The organism is Pseudomonas sp. W2Aug9 (genome assembly GCF_023127755.1).
GTDB lineage: Bacteria > Pseudomonadota > Gammaproteobacteria > Pseudomonadales > Pseudomonadaceae > Aquipseudomonas > Aquipseudomonas synxantha_A.
Genome location: NZ_SPKL01000010.1, coordinates 122,921 through 143,149 on the forward strand (window position 1 = coordinate 122,921; position 20,229 = coordinate 143,149).

The following is a 20,229-nucleotide window of genomic DNA, read 5'->3' on the forward strand; positions in this document are numbered from 1 at the left end:
ACTTAATGGAGTGAGCATGTACGTCGCCGAGTTTTTGACCGTAGCCTTGATTCACTTGTTGGCGGTGGCCAGCCCTGGCCCGGATTTCGCCGTGGTGGTCCGTGAGAGCGTGACCCACGGTCGCCGCGCCGGCACCTGGACGGCCCTGGGCGTTGGCACGGCGATTTTCGTGCATGTGGGTTACTCGTTGCTGGGGATCGGTTTGATCGTGTCCCAGTCCATCGTGTTGTTCAATGCGCTCAAATGGGCCGCAGCGGCCTACCTGTTGTATATCGGTTTCAAGGCCTTGCGTGCGCAGCCGGCCAAGCCCGCCGCCGAGGGCGAGTTGCACCGCGAAGCGGGCGAGCGCACCCCACGTGGCGCGTTTACCGCAGGCTTTGTGACCAATGGCCTGAACCCCAAGGCGACGCTGTTCTTCCTCTCGCTGTTCACCGTGGTGATCAACCCGCATACGCCACTGGCGGTACAAGCGGGTTATGGCGTGTACCTAGCGGTGGCGACGGCGGTGTGGTTCTGCCTGGTGGCCATGTTGTTCAGCCAGCAGCGTGTACGCGCCGGCTTTGCGCGCATGGGGCATTGGTTTGATCGGACCATGGGCGCGGTGTTGATCGCCATTGGGGTGAAGTTGGCGTTTACCAGCATGAAGTAATCAATTTTCTCAAGGGTACACAGCTCAAATGTGGGAGGGGGCTTGCTCCCGATAGCGGTGTGTCAGCCCTACATAAGCTGACTGACACCCTGCTATCGGGAGCAAGCCCCCTCCCACATTGGTCTTCCATAAGCCGCAGATACTGGCGCAAAGCTAGCATTTACTGAGTTCCGCAAATCATTCCTTTGGCTGATTTGGTTGAAACATAAGCCCTCTACAGTGCAGGTCTTCAAGTCAAGACCGTGCAGTCATTAAAGGGATTCGTATGTTGCAGACCCGTGTTATCCCGCCCGCCGAAGGTGCGTACCAATACCCGCTGCTGATCAAGCGCCTGTTGATGTCCGGGACTCGCTACGAGAAGACCCGGGAAATCATCTACCGCGACAAGCTGCGCTACACCTACCCGACGCTGATCGAGCGCGTTGCGCGCCTGGCCAATGTGCTGACCGAAGCCGGGGTCAAGGCTGGTGATACCGTGGCGGTGATGGATTGGGACAGCCACCGTTACCTGGAATGCATGTTCGCCATTCCGATGATCGGCGCGGTGATCCACACCATCAATGTGCGCCTGTCGCCGGAACAGATTCTCTACACCATGAACCACGCCGAAGACCGCTTCGTGCTGGTCAACAGTGAGTTCGTGGGGCTCTATCAGGCGATTGCCGGGCAGCTCACCACCGTCGACAAGACCCTGTTGATTACCGATGGTGACACCCACACCGCCGAACTACCCAACCTGGTCGGTGAGTACGAAACCCTGCTGGCCGCCGCCAGCCCCCAGTACGACTTCCAGGACTTCGACGAAAACTCCGTCGCCACCACCTTCTACACCACCGGCACCACCGGTAACCCCAAAGGGGTGTATTTCACCCATCGCCAATTGGTGCTGCACACCATTGGCGTGGCGACCATCATGGGCAGCGTCGACAGCGTGCGTCTGTTGGGCACCAACGATGTGTACATGCCGATCACACCGATGTTCCACGTACACGCCTGGGGCCTGCCCTATGTGGCGACCATGCTCGGCTTGAAGCAGGTCTACCCCGGGCGCTACGACCCCGAATACCTGGTGCAGCTGTGGCGCAAGGAGAAGGTCACGTTCTCCCATTGCGTGCCGACCATCCTGCAAATGGTGCTCAACGCCAAGGCTGCCCAGGGCGTGGATTTTGGTGGGTGGAAAATCGTCATTGGTGGCAGCGCGCTCAACCGCTCGCTGTACGAAGCCGCCAAGGCCCGCGGCATTCAATTGACCGCCGCGTATGGCATGTCCGAGACCGGGCCGCTGGTGTCGTGCGCACACCTCAATGAAGAGCTGATGGCCGGCAGCGAAGATGAACGCACCACCTATCGCATCAAGGCCGGTGTGCCTGGGCCGTTGGTGGAGGCGGCAATCATGGACACCGACGGCAACTTTCTTCCCGCCGACGGCGAAACCCAGGGCGAACTGGTGCTGCGCGCGCCCTGGCTGACCGAGGGTTATTACAACGAACCGCAAAAGGGCGCCGAGCTGTGGGCCGGCGGCTGGATGCACACCGGCGACGTTGCCACACTGGACGCGTTTGGTGTGATCGATATCCGTGATCGCATCAAGGATGTGATCAAGACCGGTGGGGAATGGATCTCGTCCCTGGCCCTCGAAGACCTGGTCAGCCGCCACCCGGCGGTACGCGAGGTAGCGGTGGTGGGCATCGCCGATCCGCAATGGGGCGAGCGCCCCTTTGCCTTGCTGGTGGTGCATGAGGGCCAAGTGATTGGGGCGCGGGAGCTCAAGGAGCACCTCAAGCCTTACGTTGAACTGGGGCATTTGAGCAAGTGGGCGATTCCGAGCCAGATCGCCGTTGTTACTGAAATTCCCAAGACCAGCGTAGGTAAGCTCGACAAAAAACGTATCCGTATCGACATCATCGAATGGCAGGCCAACAACAGCACCTTCCTGTCTACGCTTTGACGCCCCTCGCCGCGCCCTTTTGGGCGCGGCGCTGCTCTATCTCAAGCCTCTACTTGTGATTTGCCAAATTTCAGCCATCCTTCCCGCGTCGACCTTCGTCGGCGTGGCGAAAGGGTTGTGGCAGACAGGTTGGTGATGCAAATCACACTTTAGAGGGATCAAGCACTACCCCCCTCTGGCTATAGTCCCTTTCAGAGTTTTTCGCGGATGTTGCGCGTCGAGCCAGGGAGGCTCGGTTGCGGTTCGGCATTGGAATCGTTGTATCCCGGCCGTTACATCTGAAGAAAGGGCTCACTGCCATAACAATAAAATATGCACATGGAGTAGCGTCGATGACCCAAGTAAACCAGTTCTGGCGCCGGGCAAGACTGCCCCTGGCCGTCAGTCTCGCTTCTACGCTCGCCGGGCCTGCATTCGGCGTCAGTTTCAACATCGGTGAAATCGAAGGGAGCTTTGACTCCTCGCTTTCGGTGGGTGCGAGCTGGTCTACGGCCAAGCCCAATCGTGATCTGATCGGCGCCAACAATGGCGGCAAGGGCCTGTCCCAGACTTCCGATGACGGTCACCTGAACTTCAAGCGCGGCGAGACGTTCTCGAAGATCTTCAAGGGTATTCATGACCTGGAACTGAAGTACGGCGACACCGGCGTGTTTGTGCGCGGCAAGTACTGGTACGACTTTGAACTCAAGGACGAGAGCCGTCAGTTCAAGGACATCAGCGACAACAACCGCAAGGAAGGCGCCAAGTCTTCTGGCGGTCAGATTCTCGATGCGTTCGTCTACCACAACTACTCGATTGCCGATGCGCCGGGTTCCGTGCGTTTTGGTAAGCAGGTCGTGAGCTGGGGCGAAAGTACCTTCATCGGCGGCGGCATCAACTCCATCAACCCGATCGACGTGTCGGCGTTTCGTCGCCCGGGGGCCGAGATCAAGGAAGGCCTGATTCCGGTCAACATGTTCTACGTGTCCCAGACGCTCACCGACAACCTGTCGGCCGAAGCGTTCTATCAACTGGAATGGGACCAGACCGTCACTGATAACTGCGGCACTTTCTTCTCCCAGCCAGACGTGATCTCCGATGGTTGCAGCAATAACCTGCGGGTGTTGAACAAGCGCTCGACCATTCCCGCTGCGGCACTGCCGACCCTGGGTGCCCTGGGCGTGGACGTGAACAGCGAAGGCGTGCTGGTGCGCCGTGGGCCGGACCGTGATGCGCGTGACAGCGGCCAGTTCGGTGTGGCCATGCATTACAACTTCGAACCGCTGGACACCGAGTTCGGCGCCTACTTCATGAACTACCACAGCCGTGCGCCGATCTTTAGTGCGCAGGGTGCGCCGTCCGCGGCCTACACCCGTCCATTGGGCCCGCTGGGGGCACTGCGTCCACTGATCGTGGCGGGCAGTTCGAACTACTTCGTCGAGTACCCGGAGGATATTCGTCTCTACGGCTTGAGCTTCTCCACCACGCTGCCTACCGGCACCGCCTGGAGTGGTGAATTGAGCTATCGGCCGAATGCGCCGGTGCAGTTGAGTACCACCGACATTCTGTTTGCCGGTGTCACGCCGATCCCTGGCTTTGGCAATGCTTCGGTGCTCAAGGGCTCGCCGGGCCAAGACCTGCATGGCTACAACCGCAAGGAAGTCACCCAGTTCCAGACCACCTTTACACACTTCTTCGACCAGGTGATGGGCGCCAGTCGCCTGACCACGGTCGGTGAAATCGGTGTGACCCATGTGGGTGGCCTGGAAAGCAAGTCCCAGGCTCGCTATGGTCGCGATCCGGTGTTCGGCCCAGGCACGCTGCCGGGTGGGTTCTGCAACGCGCTGAACAACTCCACCGCCAACGGCGCCGGGCTGCCCAACGCTGCCGGCCTGAACACCAACTGCAACAACGACGGCTACACCACTGCAACGTCCTGGGGCTACCGTGCCCGTGCCATCTGGGAATACCCGGACGTGTTCGCTGGCGTGAACCTCAAGCCCAACGTGGCCTGGTCCCATGACGTCAAAGGTTACTCGCCAGGTCCCGGCGGCAACTTTGAAGAGGGTCGCAAGGCGGTCAGCCTTGGCCTGGATGCCGAATACCAGAACACCTACACCGCGAGCCTGGCGTACACCAACTTCTTTGGTGGCAAGTTCAGCACCGTGGATGATCGCGACTTTGTCGCCTTGAGCTTCGGCGCCAACTTCTAAGCACACTCTTTTCAAGTGGCATGTATTCAGGAAGACCAGAGTATGAAAATAACTAAAAGTCTGTTGCACGTCGGTGTGCTTGGGCTGTCGATCCTGGCGAGCAACGTCATGGCGGCAGTCTCGGCGGATGAAGCTGCCAAGCTCGGTACTACCCTGACCCCGATGGGCGCCGAGATGGCGGGCAACGCGGCCGGCACCATCCCCAAATGGTCACCCCTGCCAACCAACGCCGGCGCCGTGGATGCCCGTGGCTTCCTGGCCAACCCATATGCCAGCGAGCAACCGCAATTCACCATCACCGCGCAGAACGTCGAGCAGTACAAAGACAAACTGGCTCCAGGGCAGTACGCGATGTTCAAGCGTTACCCGGACAGCTTCAAGATGCCGGTCTACCCGACTCATCGCGGTGCCACGGTGCCGGCTGACGTGTTCGCTGCCATCAAGAAAAACGCCACCACTACCAACCTGGTGTCCGGCGGCAACGGTCTGGAAAACTTCGAGACCGCCGTGCCGTTCCCGATTCCCAAAACCGGCGTTGAAGTCATCTGGAACCACATCACCCGTTATCGCGGCGGCAGCGTAACCCGTCTGGTCACCCAGGCCACGCCGCAAACCAACGGTTCCTACAGCCTGGTGTACTTCCGCGATCAGTTTGTGTTCCGCGACAAGATGAAGGACTTCGATCCGAAAAACCCGGGCAACATCCTGTTCTACTTCAAGCAGCAAGTCACCGCGCCAGCGCGTCTGGCCGGTGGTGTACTGCTGGTGCACGAAACCCTGGACCAGGTCAAGGAACCGCGTTCGGCGTGGGTCTACAACGCCGGCCAGCGCCGTGTGCGCCGGGCCCCGCAAGTGTCCTATGACGGGCCGGGTACTGCTGCCGATGGCCTGCGCACCTCCGACAACCTCGACATGTACAACGGTGCGCCGGATCGCTACGACTGGAAGCTGGAAGGCAAGAAAGAAATCTACATCGCCTCCAACAGCTACAAGATCGACGATCCGAAGCTCAAGTACGCCGACATCATCAAGGCCGGCCACATCAACCAGGACCTGGCGCGCTATGAGCTGCGCCGCGTCTGGCACGTGGTCGCCACCTTGAAGGAAGGCCAGCGCCACATCTACGCCAAGCGTGACTTCTTCATCGACGAAGACACCTGGCAAGCGGCGGTGATCGACCACTACGACGGCCGTGGCCAACTGTGGCGCGTTGCCGAAGCCCATGCCGAGAACTACTACGACAAGCAAGTGCCGTGGTACGCCCTGGAAACCCTGTACGACCTGCAGTCCGGCCGCTACCTGGCCCTGGGCATGAAGAACGAAGAGAAACAGGCTTATGACTTCGGCTTCACCGCCACCACCAGCGACTTCACCCCAGCGGCCCTGCGCCAGGACGGTGTTCGCTAACCCACACTAATGCACCCCTGTGGGAGGGGGCTTGCCCCGATGGCGGTCTGACAGTCGATTAAAATTCTGACTGATCCACTGCCATCGGGAGCAAGCCCCCTCCCACTTTTTGTGTGTGCTGTTTGTAGGGATATTTCTTGTCGCAGTTCTTTTTCAGCCAATTGTTGCAAAGATCTACAATCCCGCCGCTTTTACCGCTAGTCTGCGGACATCTGCAATGCCGACAACAGCCTTCTACAAGAGCCCGGCGATGACTGATCTGTCCCGAATCCAAGGGCCTGCCAGTGTGGTGATGCCAACCCTGGAAGGCCGCTTCTACAGGCCCCCATTGCCTGACGGCTACGTGCTGCGCCCGCGCCTGTGCCAACGGTTGAACGCGGGCCTGGACGGGCGATTGTTGCTGGTCTGCGCACCGGCGGGGTTCGGCAAGAGTTCGTTGGCGGTGGAGTTCTGCCAGGGCCTGCCGGCCCACTGGCAAAGTCTGTGGCTGGGCCTGAGCCCACGGGACAATGACCCCGGCCGCTTCCTGGAGCGATTGCTCGACGGCTTGCAGCACTATTTTCCGCAGTTGGGCGCCCAATCCCTGGGTTTGCTGAAAATGCGTCAGCGTCATCAACCCTTTGCCTTTGAAGAATGGCTGGATGGCCTGCTCGATGAGCTGGCGGAGCATCTGTCCACGCGCTCGCCGCTATTGCTGGTGCTGGATGACTACCACCTGGCCCAGGGCCCGGTGCTGGATCGTTGCCTGCAATTTTTCCTCAATCATTTGCCCGACGGTCTGTTGGTACTGGTCACCAGCCGGCAGCGTCCGGACTGGCACCTGGCGCGCCTGCGTTTGTCGCGGCATCTGCTGGAGCTGCATGAACAAGACCTGCGCCTGACTCACGACGAATCCCTGGCCGTGCTGGATGGGCACAGCGGCGCGTTAGGCGGCGAAGCGTTGGAAAACCTGATCCGCCGCAGCGAGGGATGGGTCGCCGGCCTGCGCTTCTGGCTATTGGCGGCGTCCGAAGCCGGTGGCAATGAGGGGGGCTTGCCCCAACGCCTTCACGGTGGCGAAGGGCTGATTCGTGATTACCTGCTTGAAGAAGTCATCGACTGCCTGCCTGCCGACGTGCAAGCGTTCCTGTACGACACTGCTCCCCAGGAGCGTTTTTGCAGCGAGTTGTGCGACGCGGTCCGCGAAGCCCATGACAGCGCCGAAATCCTGAATTATTTGCAGGCCCATCAGGTTTTCCTGGTGCCGCTGGATGAACAGGGCCACTGGTACCGCTATCACCATTTGTTTTCCGACCTGCTGCGTACCCGCCGCGAGAAGAGCACCACATTGCCGCCTGCCAGCTTGCACTTGCGCGCCTGCCGCTGGTTCAACGCCCAGGGTTTGATCGACGAGGCAGTAGAGCAGGCGCTGCGGGCCGGCCATCTGGACGTGGCGGCGAACCTGGTCCAGAACCTGTCCGAAGAGCAACTGTTGGCAGAGCAGAATGTTGGCATGTTGCTGCGCTGGAAGATGGACTTGCCCGACAGCCTGCTGATCAGCACGCCGCGCTTGATCGTGCTCTACAGCTGGGCATTGGGGCTGGCGTGCCAATTGGACGCGGCCCAGGAGCTTTCCAGCTACCTCAGTCGCTTCCTGCCGGCACCCTCGGCGACCGCGCAAAGGTCCATGTTGGCCCAATGGCTGGCGTTGAGCGGGATCATCGCCCGTGGGCGCGGGGACCGCGAATTGACCCTGCGCTATTGCAACGAGGCACTGGAGAGCCTGCCGCAAAAGCGCTACGGCCAGCGCCTGATGTGCCTGTCGACCCTGTCCAACCTGGCAATTGTCGATGCCGACCTGTGGCGCGCCCGCGGTTTGAACCGCGAATCCCTGGAGCTGGCGCAGCGCGTCGGTAATCCGTTGTTTGAAGCCTTGGCCCATTACGACCGGGCGCGGGTGTTGCAGTCACGCGGCGAAATCCTGCGCTCCCTGGACGAAGTGCGCCAGGGCCTGGAACGCTTGCACGGCCTGGCGCCCCAGCGCCTGTATGCGGTGCGTGCGCGGTTGTCGCTCTACGAAGGTTACCTGCTGCTGGCGCGTTACCAGCCCGAAGCCGGCCTTGTGCGTTTGCGCGCCGGCCTGGCCGAAGCCCGTGCCTGCCGGGATATCAGCGTGCTGATCGGGCATTGCGTGATCGCCAACTTTGAAGGGCGGCGCGGCCAGTTTTCCAATGCCTTTGCCGAGCTGGCCGAGGCCGAGCGCTTGATGCACATCTGGGACGTACCGCCGATCTATTACCTGGCGATGATTACGTTGATCAAATGCGAGCTATGGCTGGCCCAGGGTCGTACCGAGCTGGCGGACGCCTGGCTGACCAGGCTGGGGCAGACCTACAACGGCGAGCACGCCGCTGCCGCGCCGGAGTTCCACCCACACCTGCCACAACATATCGAACTGCAACAAGCCGCGCTCGATGCCATACGCCATCAGCCCGACACCGCGTTGCAATGTCTGGAAGCATTGGCGCAACAGTCCCAGAACAGTGGGCGACAGATGATTGCCTTGATGGCGCTGACCCAGCAGGTGCAGCTTCTGTTGGCGGGCGGCCAGGAGGCCAAGGCCGGACAGGTATTGGCCCGTGCACTTGAAGCCGGCTCGGGCGGCGCGTTGCAGCCGTTCCAGCGGTTGCTGGAGGGCTACCCGGACTGGATGCGTGAGCAGTTGGGCAAAGATCCCCATGGTCTGCTGAACCAGAGCTTGCTGGCGCTGCTGCCCCAAGTCAGCGTGGTCCAGGCCCCAGCTCATCAAGAAACCCTGAGTACGCGAGAGCTGGCGGTGCTGCGACTGATTGCCCAAGGCTGTTCAAACCAGGAAATCAGCAACCAGCTGTTTATTTCCTTGCACACCGTCAAGACCCACGCCAGCCATATCAACAGCAAGCTCGGCGTGGAGCGCCGAACCCAGGCAGTGGCGCGAGCCAAGGCCATGGGCTTGCTGGTCTGAGCCCAGCGCAGTTTATGGCGCGGCAGGGCAGCCTTTGAGTGACGTGCCGATGGTTTGATTGATCAGTGCCGCGAACCGCTTGAGGTTGTTCTGATGCGCCACCACCAGATCGTCGATGCCTGGCCCCGCGGGTGACTGCAAGGTGCTGCGACAAGTCAGGGCTGGGCGGTCGCCATTGATCTGGCGCAGGCGCCAGCGCACGTCGAGCAGCGCGTACTGCCCGGGGACCGAGTCAAAGCGTTGCACTTCAAGGCGCAGGGCCACAGCGTGGCGTGGATCGCTATTGGCCAATTGATCCACCAACGCGCTCCTGAGTTCGTCAGCGAGGCTGGCGGCCCACCACTGGGTTTCAAGAATCGCCAACCCACTGTCACCCTGGCGCACCACTATCTGCGCGCGGTCGACCTGGGGCGGCACGCTGAGGCTTTCAATCCGTACACCACCGGCATCTGCGCGTGAGCTGTTGCTCGCATGTGCCGGGGTCAGGGTGTGGAAGGCGATGGGGTCACTGCGACAGGCCGCGAGCAACAGCATCGTGGTCAGCAGTGTGATCTTCAACGGCGACGTCATGGCGGCTCCAATGGTCATTTGCGGGGTGGCCCTTGCAGGTCGTTCGGCGCGGCGTTATCAGGACGACCGCGAATCAGCGACTCCGGATGCCGGCCCAGGTAATCGGACAGCTCGCGCAAGGAGCGCGACATGCGTGCCAGTTCATCCAGGGTCTGGGTCAGTTGTTCACGCTGGGGTGAGTCTTCTGCCAGGGTTGAGCTGGCCGATTGCAGGGTCTTGCTCACGTCGGCCAGTGTCGTCTGCACACCCGGCAGTGTCTTGGCGTTGAATTGCGCCAGGCCCTTGCGCAGTTCGACCAGGCTGGCGTCGAGGTTGCCGGCAATCCGCTCGACCGGCAGTTGGCTGAGCTTGTTGACGATACCTTCGAACTTCTCCTGCAGTTGTTCCAGGTTGCCCGGGATGGTGGGAATGCCCACGGGGCGCTGGTTCGGATCGAACGCCACTTTCTCGGCCTTGGGGTAGAAGTCCAGGGCGATGTACAACTGGCCGGTCAGCAGGTTACCGCTGCGGGCCTGGGCGCGCAGGCCGTTTTCAATGAAGCTGCCGATCAGGCGCACGCCGGCCGCCTCATCGTCAGGGTTGTTGTTCATGGCCTTGAGCAGCTTGGTATGGGCCGCGCCGAGCAGTTGCGGGTAGATCACGATGCCGACATTGACCGGGAAGCTGCGTTTCTTCGCATCGAAATCCAGATTGATCGACACCACCTTGCCGAACTCGACGCCGAGGAACTCCACCGGTGCGTCGACTTTCAGCCCACGCAGGGCCTGATCAAAGCGCAGGACCATGTATTGCCCTTTGCCATTGGGCGGTGCGAGGGCGCTTTGCTGGTCTTCGAACAATTCAAAGCCGCGATTTTCCTCGGCCGGCTTGTCGTTGGGGTTGTAGGGTGGGGCCTGGAAGGAGATCCCGCCCATCAGCATGGACGACACCGATTCGGTCTTCAGCGCAAAGCCATTGGCACCGACGCTCAGATCGACACCGCTGGCATTCCAGAACCGCGTGTTCTCGGTGACATACCCATCATTGGGCGCGTGTATGAAGACTTCGACGTTCACGCCCTTGCCTTCGCTGTCCAACTCATAAGCCACCACCTGGCCTACCGGGATTTTGCGGTAATAGACCGGCGAGCCGATGTCCAGGGAGCCCAGCGTCTGCGTGTGCAGGGTGAAACGCTTGCCAGGCTCGCCATAGGTGATGGGGGGCGGGTTTTCCAGGCCGGTGAAATGTTTGGCGCGGGTTTCGGACTGGCCGATATCCGCGCCGATGTAGTCGCCGGACAGCAGCGTGTCGATACCGGATACGCCGCCTGCGCCGATACGTGGGCGCACCACCCAGAATTTAGAGTCTTCGCGGGTGAAGCTTTCGGCCTGTTTGGATAGCTCGATGGTGGCGTTGACACTTTTCTGGTCACCACTCAAGGCCACGGCGGTCACTTGGCCGATCACCACGTTGCGGTATTTGACCTCGGTCTTGTTGGCGACCAGCCCGCTGCCGGTCTTGAAGTTGAGGACGATGGTCGGCCCTTGTTGCATGACGCTGTGAATCACCAGCGAGATCCCCACCAGCACGGCGACAATCGGCACGATCCAGACCAGCGAGACACTGAAGCGACGCGTCTTGATCGCGGGTTGCCCCGCAGGGGTGTCAGCCTTGGATGCGCTCATCCGAGGTCTCCTCGTTATGTGGGTTTTCCCAGATTAGCCGGGGATCAAAACTCATGGCCGCGAGCATGGTAAATACCACCACCAAGCCAAAAAACAGAATGCCCAGGCGCGGTTCGATCGTGCCCAGGGCTTGAAACTTAACCAGCGCGGCCACCAGTGCGACCACGATGACGTCCAGCATCGACCAATAGCCGATCAGCTCGATAAACCGAAACAGCTTTGAGCGTTCCTTGCGCGCCCACTGGCTGTTGCGCTGCACGGTGATCAGCAGCAACCCCAGTGACAGGAACTTGATGCCCGGCACGGCAATGCTGGCGATGAAAATGATCAGGGCAATGTCCCAGGCGCCATGCTGCCAGAACTCCAGCACGCCGCTCATGATGGTGCTGTCTGCGCCGGAGCCGAGCATGGTGGTGTTCATCACCGGCAGCAAATTGGCCGGTATGTAAAAGGCGAGGGCGGTGAGCATGTAGGCCCAGGTGCGTGTCAGCGATTGCGTTTTGCGCCGGTGCAAGGGCGCGCCGCAGCGCTCGCATTCAGTGGGCTCCAGGCGCATGTCGCAGGCCTGGCCGCAGGTATGGCACAGGCACAGGTTGAGCTCGCGGGCGGTGGGCGGTGAATTCATACGGTGTCCCACAGGTCGCGGACATCGCGCCCGGCAATGCGGATCAGCAACAGGCTGAGGGCGGCCAAGGCAAACAGGCCGGTACCGGGGATTACATCCAGCATACCCGCCAGCTTGAACACGGCAACCATGGCGCCCAGCAGGCAGACTTCCAGCATGCTCCAGGGCCTGAGCGCTTCCAGCCAGCGCATGCACAGTTTGAACGCCGGCGAACGCTGGCCGGCCAAGGCAAAACTCAAAACCCAGATCAGCAAGACCAGCTGAAACACCGGCGCGATGATGATGGAGATCGCCGCCACCAACGCAATGAACGTGATCGGCCCCAGGCTCAGCGCCACCACCGAATCCCACAGTGTCGCACTGTTTTTCAAGCCCTGCAGGCTGATGCTCATCACCGGATAAAAGTTGGCAAAGGTCCACAGCACTGCTGCGGTCACCGTCAGCGCGAGGCGTTGTTGCACCGACAGGCCGTTATAGCGCTGCAGCACACCCGAGCACTGCACACACAGGGCTTTTTGATGTTTGGCGAGCGTGACCTTTTCGTACACGCAGTCGCAGTGCTCGCAGATGATCTGTTGATTCGCCATGGGTGTTGCTCCAAATGCGACTGACTGCAGCGGGGGATGGCGCTTGTGTAGCTTAGCAGCGGATACATCGCCGAATCGATCCCTTCCAGAGTGGGGGCAACCTCCACCATACTGCACTTGGAACGCGCCAGAGAGCTTGCAGGACACTCATGACTACCGAAAAACCACCACTGATTCGCGAAACCTTCCCCGTCGGCCCGTTGCAGTGCAACTGCACCATCATTGGCGACCCGATCACTAAAAAAGCCATCGTAGTCGACCCCGGCGGCAATCACGAATTGATCCTGTCGCGTCTTGATGCGTTGGGTCTGAAGGTGGTGAGCATTATCCACACTCATGCTCACCTGGATCACTTCCTGGCCTCTGGCCAATTGAAAGAAAAAACCGGAGCCACGCTGCACCTGCACAAAGATGATCAATTTCTATGGGATAACCTGGAAATGCAATGCCAGATGTTTCGCGTGCCCTATGTGCCAGTGCCGTCGCCGGATCGCTGGCTGGAACACGATGAAGAATTGGCCTGTGGATGCGGTGTTGCCTTGCACACCCCTGGGCATACGCCGGGTTCGATGAGCTTCTGGTTTGCCGATGCCAAGCTGCTGATTGCCGGTGACACCTTGTTCCGGCGCGGCGTTGGGCGCACGGATTTGTGGGGCGGCGACCAGGCGACGATCGTGCGGTCGATCAAGCAGCGCTTATACACGCTGGATGAGCGCGCGACAGTGGTGACAGGGCATGGGCCGGATACGTTGCTGGGCGATGAGATGCGAGAGAATCCTTTCGTGCGTGCGTGATGGGTTGTCGGCTCTGATACAAGTCGGTACAGACACGCAGGCACAGGCTCGAGCCAAAGACAGCTATGCTTTGCGCACGCCCCACGGAATTTTTGCCGCTTGTCGCGTTCCAAACTCGGCACAGGTCCATTGCCAATGTCCTCTGCATCACAGAATGCAAAAGTAGGAGCTCCCTTCATGTTTACTCCGCGTCGTCTGCTTGTTGTCGCTACCGCCGTAGCCCTGTTGTCTGGCTGTGCCTCACCTAATCCTTATGACGGCAGCCAGGGACAGGCCGGCAATGGTTCTGAAAGCGGTATGAGCAAGACCGCCAAGTACGGCGGCCTCGGCGCGCTGGCCGGTGCATTGGCCGGTGCGGCCATCGACCATAACAACCGTGGCAAGGGCGCGCTGATTGGCGCCGTCGTTGCGGGTGCCGGTGCTGCCGGCTATGGCTACTACGCCGACCAGCAAGAGAAAAAACTGCGTGAAAGCATGGCCAACACTGGTGTGGAAGTGCAGCGCCAGGGTGACCAGATCAAGCTGATCATGCCGGGCAACATCACCTTCGCCACCAACTCGGCCGCGATCGCCAGCAGCTTCTACCAGCCGCTCAATAACCTGGCCAACTCCCTCAAGCAGTTCAACCAGAACACCATCCAGATCGTCGGCTACACCGACAGCACCGGTAGTCGCCAACTGAACATGGACCTGTCCCAGCGCCGTGCGCAGAGCGTGGCCGACTACCTGACTTCCCAGGGTGTCAGTGCTGCCAACCTGAGTGCTCGCGGTGCCGGCCCGGATAACCCGATTGCCAGCAACAGCGATGTGAATGGCCGTGCCCAGAACCGTCGTGTCGAAGTCAACCTCGGCCCGATCCCAGGCCAGCAATACGGCCAGCCTGGTCAGCAACAACAGGCGCCACAGCAAAACAATCAGTTCCAGGGCAACCCGTACCAGCAGTACCAGTAAACACTGGCCACTAAAAAGGGCGCCGTGCAGTCAATGCACGGCGCCCTTTTTTGTGGCTGTGTGTCTACATCAGTCGATGTATTCGAACACCTTCACGATCTTCTGTACGCCCGACACGCCCTGCACCAGGTTGGCGGCACGGGTCGCTTCGGCCTGGGTCAGCAGGCCCATCATGTAGACGATGCCATTATCGGTAACGATCTTGATGCGCGAGCCCGGCACCGCGCTGTCGGTGAGCATCTGCGCCTTGATCTTGGTGGTCAGCAGCGCATCGTTGCTGATGGCCAGCAGGGTGATCGGGTCCATGACCTGCAATTCGTTGTGGACCTTCTTGACTCGTTGCACGCCCGCAGCGGCTTGTTCAGCCTGGGCCTTGAGGTCGGCGCGCGGGGTTTGCCCTGCCAGCAGGACGACGCCGTTGAAGCTGGTCACCACGATGCGCGAGGCGCCGTTGCCCAGGTCTGTGGCGGCCTTGGCGACATTGACCTTGACCTTGGTTTCGATCAGCGAATCATCGATGGTGCTGCCGAAAGTACGTGTGCCCCGGTCGTCCTGGATGGGGGTGTCCCGTGTAGCGGTGATTGCCGAGCTGCAGCCGCTGATGGCGAGGCACAGCGTAATGGCCAAAAGGCTGAGGCGGTTAACGGTCATTCTTCACTCCCGAACAGTTGGCTGTCGATCAGATCGCACAGGCAGTGGATCGCCAGCAGGTGGACTTCCTGAATGCGTGCAGTGACATTGGCCGGGACGCGAATCTCCACGTCCTCAGGCAGCAGCAGCGAAGCCATGCCGCCACCATCGCGACCGGTCAAGGCTACGACAATCATTTCACGATCATGTGCGGCCTGGATCGCTTGAATAATATTCGCCGAGTTGCCGCTGGTGGAAATCGCCAGCAACACATCGCCGGGCTGGCCGAGGGCGCGGATCTGCTTGGAGAAGATTTCGTTGTAGCTGTAGTCGTTGGCAATCGAAGTGATTGTCGACGAGTCGGTGGTCAAGGCAATGGCCGGCAGGCTCGGGCGCTCGCGCTCGAAGCGGTTGAGCAGCTCGGAAGAGAAATGCTGGGCATCGCCAGCCGAACCACCGTTGCCGCACGAAAGCATTTTGCCTTCGTTGAGCAAGGCGTTGACCATGACCTGACTGGCTTGCTCGATGTGCGGTGCAAGTACGTCCATCGCCTGTTGCTTGGTGTCGATGCTGGCCTGGAAAAGCTGGCGAATTCGGGATTGCATGTCCATCTGTGTGACCTTAAGTAGCGCGGCTGTTTGGCACAGGTAATGTGCAGCCCGCAATGCAAAGAGCAAAAGTGTGTGGTGAAGGTGCCGGGTGCGTCAGCTGTCGAAGGCATCTTTGAGCCAGTTCAGATCAGCAGGACCCGACGGTGTGCTTTCTATGGCGACCACATCGAAACGGCAGGGGCTGTCAGCCCAGCGATGCTCTTTTAGCAGAAAAAACTGCGCGGCGAGTATCAGTTTCTGACGCTTGCGCCCGTCGATACTGGCGAGCGCGCCACCCCATTGTGCGTGTTTTCTGTAGCGGACTTCGACGAATACTACTGTATCGCCGTCAAGCATGACCAGATCAAGCTCGCCGCGTTTACATAACCAGTTCTGCGCCAGAAGGCGCAGACCCTGTTGTTGCAGATATTTCAGCGCTTGAAGTTCGGCATCCTTGCCGCTTTGTGCGCTGGACCGCTCAGGCATCAGCGTGGGGTATCGGGCAGGCGCTGAATGGCGCCGCCGACGAACTTCGCCCATGGCATCTGGCGGTCAACGCGCTGGTTGGCGCTGATGCCCAGGTTGCCCGAGAGACCGTCGACACGGGTGTCCGGCAACGCCTTGAGTTGGCCAAGGCGCGGTGCCAGGCGGTAGGCGTCGACGCCCATCGCGTACAGGCGGCCCAGGCTGCCATTGGCTTGCGGCCATTGCGCGGCGACCTGGTTGCGCAGCGGGTCGGTGGTGTCAAGAAGCCAAGGGGTTTCGCAGAACATCACGTTGGTCATGTCCAGGTACTGGTTGCGGTCGCCGCTGGCACTGAAGACATGGGACGTGGCGTAGACCGGCACATCGCCGGCGTACTGGAAGTTCAGGGTCGGCTTGATCTGCTGGGCCAGTTGCGGGGTGACCGCCAGGAAGATGAACTCGATGTCCTGGCGACGCGAAGGCTGGGCGGCAACGTCGGTGCCGACCGTGCTTTGCAGGCTCTTGGCGCGACCTTCACTTTTACGCAACTGGAACAGGTCGGCGATCTGCTGGGCCAGTGCCACTGGCTGATCGACATACTCGACGCCCATCACAGTGCCGCCATTGGCTTCCCAATCCTGGCGGAAGGCTTTGTAGACACGCTCGCCCCATTCGCCACGCGGCACCATGGCTGCAGCGCGATGCAGGCCATCGGCACGGGCGCGGCGCGACACTTCACGGGCTTCGTCTTCAGCGGCCAGGCCGAACTGGAACAGTTGCGCCGGGCCTTGGTCGGTCTCGCTGTAATTGAGTGCCAGGGTGGTGATCGGCAATTGCGGGCGTGCACTGAGTTGTTTCACCAGTGGTTTTTCCAGCGGGCCGACCACCAATTGCACGCCGGCGGCCTGGGCCTTGGCGTAGAAGTCATCGAGGGAGCTCAGGCGCGAGCTGTCGTAGAACTCGATGACCGGCGCCTTCTGCCCGGCCTGTTCGGCCTGGTAGTGAGCCGCCATGAAACCCTCTCGCAATGCCTTGCCGACCGAAGCCAATGGGCCTTCCTGCGGGAGCAGCACGGCGATCTTGTTCAGGGGCTGGCTGGCCAGTTCCTTGAGCCTGGTCAGCGGCGTGGGCAGTTGCACCGCTGCCGGGTGGCCCGGGTTCTGTGCGCGCCAGGTATCGATAGCAGCCTGTTGTTGCTCCAGGGTGCCGGCGCCCTTGACCGCCTGGGCCAGGGTCACCCAGCCATCGAGTGTCGGGTTGCCGGTGGCTTGCAACTGTTCGGCCGGCAGCGCGGCAATCAGCACCCAGATGGCTTCGTGGTTGCTTGCAGCGGCATCGCCGGTCAGCAGCGGCGCCATGGCGACCCGCTCGCGAGCGGCGGCCAGGGTCTGGCCGTCGGCTTCGTAAGCGCGGGCGTGCACGGTACCGGTGCGGATCTGCTGGTCTACCGGCAGCTCCTTCAGGCTTTGCAGGCTGGGATGGTTCAGCGCCGCCAATGCCGCCTTGGGCTGGTTGCGAGTCATCGCCAGTTCGGCGGCCAGGGTGCTGGCAAATATCTGCGCGGCGGGTTTGAGGGCGTCCAGGGGCACCTGCGCAAGGATCTGCGACGAGCGGCCGGCATTGTTCTGCTGATAGGCCAGGTCTGCCGCACTCAGGCGCAGCATGGCGGCCTTTTCTGGCGTGTTGGCGTTCGTTGCCTGTTCGAGCAGTTGCTCGATACTGGCATCCGGAGTCCGTGGCAGGTCGCCAAGGCTGGACGAGGGCGAGCTGGCACACGCGGCCAGCAAGGCAGCGAGGCAGAGGGCGGAGAGCAGCCGCAGGCAAGCGATCATGTAAGTGTTCCTGATACCGATCAAATTAGCGTGGAAGTGTACCCAAGCACTGGCCCAGGCGCGATGTTAGTGGCGTGAAACCGTGGATTTAGGTCGTGTAAATGTTGCGATTGGCAAAGGCTGGCTGAAACGGCATCCACCGTGATGGCATATTTTCAAGGCGTCTACGCGCTACAATGTGGCTTTTGCCAACCATCGAGGTGTGCGTTTTGACTGCTCCAGGTCCATTGAATTCCACTGCTGGCTCGCTTTTTGTGGTGGCGACGCCGATTGGCAACCTGGACGACATCAGTGCCCGGGCGCTGAAGGTGTTGCGCGAGGTTAAATTGATCGCGGCGGAAGACACGCGACACTCCCAACGGTTGATGCAGCATTTTGGAATCAGCACGCCACTGGCGGCGTGCCATGAGCACAATGAGCGTGAAGAAGGCAGCCGTTTCATCACCCGCTTGCTGGCCGGTGATGACGTGGCATTGATCTCCGATGCGGGTACGCCGTTGATTTCCGATCCGGGATACCACCTGGTCCGCCAGGCACGCGCCGCTGGTATCAATGTAGTGCCTGTTCCGGGAGCGTGCGCGCTGATTGCCGCATTATCTGCCGCAGGCTTGCCGTCGGATCGGTTTATTTTCGAAGGTTTCCTGCCGGCCAAGGCAGTCGGCCGTCGCGCGCGCCTTCAGGCCCTGAAGGAAGAGCCGCGCACCCTGATCTTCTACGAAGCTCCGCACCGCATCCTTGAATGCCTGCAGGATATGGAACTGGTGTTCGGCGGCGAGCGCCTGGCATTGCTGGCCCGGGAGTTGACCAAGACCTTCGAAACCCTCAAGGGGCTGCCGCTGGAGGCGTTGCGGGCGTTTGTCGAGGGCGACAGCAATCAGCAGCGAGGCGAATGTGTGGTGCTGGTGGCGGGCTGGAGTGCGCCGGAGAATGAAGATGCCGTGGGCAGCGAAGCCATGCGCATCCTCGACTTGTTGCTCAAGGAGATGCCGCTCAAGCGTGCCGCTGCCCTTGCCGCAGAAATTACCGGGGTGCGTAAAAACGTGTTGTATCAAGTGGCGCTCGATAAACAGAAGGCTGAATAGTTCCGGGGTCGAATCTGTATTTCGTCTGAACATGATGGCACTGCCGCACTTTAATACTTGTCCTCAGACCTTCGTGCCGTTAACCTGCGCGGCGGAGAGTCGATTGGACAGTCGCTGCCCTCTATGAAAATTAGGGGGGGGAGGAAAGTCCGGGCTCCATAGGGCGAAGTGCCAGGTAATGCCTGGGAGGCGTGAGCCTACGGAAAGTGCCACAGAAAATAACCGCCTAAGCGCTTCGGTGCCGGTAAGGGTGAAAAGGTGCGGTAAGAGCGCACCGCACGACTGGCAACAGTTCGTGGCTAGGTAAACCCCACTTGGAGCAAGACCAAATAGGGTCCCAAGGCGTGGCCCGCGCTGGGACCGGGTAGGTTGCTAAAGATGTCCAGTGATGGCCATCGTAGACGAATGACTGTTCAAGACAGAACCCGGCTTACAGATCGACTCTCCACCTTTTTTCCTTGCGTTCGAATCTCGTGCGCAAACCCGGTAGTAACGCAAGAATCCCTCCCTGCCAAATCATTGGCAGATGCGTCTTCGTAATACCAAAAAAATCTTACTCTTAATAAATTACTTTAACTTTAAGTCGTAGCTCCATGAGCTATTTGCCGTTGTTGAGTCAAAAACATCGTCAAACTCTCGTTTCTCCTCCTCTTACCCTCCTAAATCTCCGTTCTGTAAGGCTTTTCCTTGAATCCGCGCCTTGACGGTGTGGTAGGCGCATTCCTATAGTGTGCGCAAGTGGCGGAAAGTGGCACAAAGTGGGTTTTTTGAACGTAAAACGCTAAAATTTGGAGAAACGCATCTGTGTTTCGCGGAGCTAACGCTATCAGTCTCGATGCAAAAGGCCGTCTCGCCATGCCGAGCCGGTATCGTGACGAGCTCATTTCGCGAAGTTCAGGGCAGTTAATCATCACGATTGACGCCGTTGACCCTTGTTTGTGTGTTTACCCTCTCGATGAGTGGGAGTTGATTGAAACCAAGTTGCGCGCGCTGCCTTCATTGCGTGAAGAAAACCGCCGCCTCCAGCGTTTGCTGATCGGCAATGCCGTTGACCTTGAACTCGATGGCAGCGGTCGTTTCCTGGTGCCTCCGCGTCTGCGCGAGTACGCCAAGCTCGACAAGCGCGCAATGCTGGTGGGCCAACTGAACAAGTTCCAATTGTGGGACGAAGATGCCTGGGATGCTGTGTCTGCAGCTGACCTGGCTGCTATTCAACAACCGGGCGCCATGCCTGATGAACTGCGTGATTTGATCCTGTGA

The 20,229-nt window shown here is 60.3% G+C and carries 17 protein-coding genes and 1 other RNA gene; 10 read left to right on the forward strand and 8 right to left on the reverse strand.

Features of this window, described 5'->3' with window-relative positions; all coding sequences use genetic code 11:
- Positions 1-16: 16 nt before the first annotated feature.
- The 5 genes from E3O56_RS07535 (at position 17) to E3O56_RS07555 (ending at position 9,179) form a co-directional block, all read left to right on the forward strand.
- Positions 17-649 carry a LysE family transporter gene (locus E3O56_RS07535; protein WP_078820303.1) on the forward strand — a complete coding sequence of 211 codons (633 nt, stop codon included), beginning with the start codon at positions 17-19 and terminating at the stop codon, positions 647-649.
- Between the two features lie 265 nt (positions 650-914).
- A complete protein-coding gene (locus E3O56_RS07540) occupies positions 915-2,597 on the forward strand; it encodes a fatty acid--CoA ligase (RefSeq protein ID WP_005784903.1) in 1,683 nt (560 codons plus the stop codon).
- Between the two features lie 332 nt (positions 2,598-2,929).
- The gene (locus E3O56_RS07545) at positions 2,930-4,789 is read left to right on the forward strand and encodes a DUF1302 domain-containing protein (RefSeq protein ID WP_032877744.1); all 1,860 of its coding nucleotides are present in this window, start codon (positions 2,930-2,932) and stop codon (positions 4,787-4,789) included.
- Positions 4,790-4,831: 42 nt separating this feature from the next.
- Complete coding sequence (locus E3O56_RS07550) at positions 4,832-6,196, forward strand: DUF1329 domain-containing protein (RefSeq protein ID WP_005784906.1); 1,365 nt, start codon at positions 4,832-4,834, stop codon at positions 6,194-6,196.
- 250 nt (positions 6,197-6,446) lie between these two features.
- Positions 6,447-9,179, forward strand: a complete 2,733-nt coding sequence (locus tag E3O56_RS07555) for a LuxR C-terminal-related transcriptional regulator (RefSeq protein WP_248128056.1) — start codon at positions 6,447-6,449, stop codon at positions 9,177-9,179.
- Between the two features lie 12 nt (positions 9,180-9,191).
- Here E3O56_RS07555 and E3O56_RS07560 read toward each other — a convergent pair whose 3' ends face one another.
- Genes E3O56_RS07560 through E3O56_RS07575 form a run of 4 tightly spaced genes read right to left on the reverse strand, consistent with a single transcriptional unit; the run spans position 9,192 to position 12,625 of the window.
- Positions 9,192-9,749 (reverse strand): PqiC family protein, encoded by a 558-nt coding sequence (locus tag E3O56_RS07560; protein ID WP_032877738.1) that lies wholly within the window; start codon positions 9,747-9,749, stop codon positions 9,192-9,194.
- Between the two features lie 14 nt (positions 9,750-9,763).
- Positions 9,764-11,413: an MlaD family protein gene (locus E3O56_RS07565; RefSeq protein WP_032877736.1), complete on the reverse strand. Its 1,650-nt coding sequence runs from the start codon at positions 11,411-11,413 to the stop codon at positions 9,764-9,766.
- Positions 11,394-12,038, reverse strand: coding sequence for a paraquat-inducible protein A (locus tag E3O56_RS07570; protein WP_032877734.1), 645 nt, complete (start codon positions 12,036-12,038; stop codon positions 11,394-11,396). The genes E3O56_RS07565 and E3O56_RS07570 overlap by 20 nt, the downstream gene beginning before the upstream one ends.
- The gene (locus E3O56_RS07575) at positions 12,035-12,625 is read right to left on the reverse strand and encodes a paraquat-inducible protein A (protein WP_248128057.1); all 591 of its coding nucleotides are present in this window, start codon (positions 12,623-12,625) and stop codon (positions 12,035-12,037) included. The genes E3O56_RS07570 and E3O56_RS07575 overlap by 4 nt, the downstream gene beginning before the upstream one ends.
- A gap of 149 nt (positions 12,626-12,774) precedes the next feature.
- On the opposite strand from E3O56_RS07575, the gene E3O56_RS07580 reads away from it, so the two are divergent.
- Positions 12,775-13,419 (forward strand): MBL fold metallo-hydrolase, encoded by a 645-nt coding sequence (locus tag E3O56_RS07580; protein WP_032877732.1) that lies wholly within the window; start codon positions 12,775-12,777, stop codon positions 13,417-13,419.
- A 177-nt stretch (positions 13,420-13,596) separates the two neighbouring features.
- Positions 13,597-14,370 carry an OmpA family protein gene (locus E3O56_RS07585; protein WP_148853468.1) on the forward strand — a complete coding sequence of 258 codons (774 nt, stop codon included), beginning with the start codon at positions 13,597-13,599 and terminating at the stop codon, positions 14,368-14,370.
- Positions 14,371-14,439: 69 nt separating this feature from the next.
- Here the strand turns inward: E3O56_RS07585 and E3O56_RS07590 are convergent, their stop codons facing one another.
- The 4 genes from E3O56_RS07590 to E3O56_RS07605 all read right to left on the reverse strand — a co-directional run bounded on the left by E3O56_RS07590 (position 14,440) and on the right by E3O56_RS07605 (position 17,887).
- The gene (locus E3O56_RS07590) at positions 14,440-15,021 is read right to left on the reverse strand and encodes a BON domain-containing protein (RefSeq protein ID WP_005784922.1); all 582 of its coding nucleotides are present in this window, start codon (positions 15,019-15,021) and stop codon (positions 14,440-14,442) included.
- On the reverse strand, positions 15,018-15,611 hold the full coding sequence (locus tag E3O56_RS07595; RefSeq protein ID WP_007904374.1) for a phosphoheptose isomerase: 594 nt from the start codon (positions 15,609-15,611) through the stop codon (positions 15,018-15,020). Before E3O56_RS07595 ends, E3O56_RS07590 begins: the two co-directional genes overlap by 4 nt.
- A 93-nt stretch (positions 15,612-15,704) precedes the next feature.
- Positions 15,705-16,076, reverse strand: coding sequence for a YraN family protein (locus E3O56_RS07600; protein WP_005784926.1), 372 nt, complete (start codon positions 16,074-16,076; stop codon positions 15,705-15,707).
- A complete protein-coding gene (locus tag E3O56_RS07605; protein WP_248128058.1) occupies positions 16,076-17,887 on the reverse strand; it encodes a penicillin-binding protein activator in 1,812 nt (603 codons plus the stop codon). The genes E3O56_RS07600 and E3O56_RS07605 overlap by 1 nt, the downstream gene beginning before the upstream one ends.
- Positions 17,888-18,063: 176 nt before the next feature.
- On the opposite strand from E3O56_RS07605, the gene rsmI reads away from it, so the two are divergent.
- The 3 genes from rsmI to mraZ all read left to right on the forward strand — a co-directional run bounded on the left by rsmI (position 18,064) and on the right by mraZ (position 20,229).
- Positions 18,064-18,969 carry a 16S rRNA (cytidine(1402)-2'-O)-methyltransferase gene (rsmI, locus tag E3O56_RS07610; protein ID WP_164699512.1) on the forward strand — a complete coding sequence of 302 codons (906 nt, stop codon included), beginning with the start codon at positions 18,064-18,066 and terminating at the stop codon, positions 18,967-18,969.
- Positions 18,970-19,064: 95 nt separating this feature from the next.
- Positions 19,065-19,418: RNase P RNA component class A (gene rnpB, locus E3O56_RS07615), an RNA gene on the forward strand.
- A 355-nt stretch (positions 19,419-19,773) separates the two neighbouring features.
- Complete coding sequence (gene mraZ, locus E3O56_RS07620) at positions 19,774-20,229, forward strand: division/cell wall cluster transcriptional repressor MraZ (RefSeq protein WP_003171868.1); 456 nt, start codon at positions 19,774-19,776, stop codon at positions 20,227-20,229.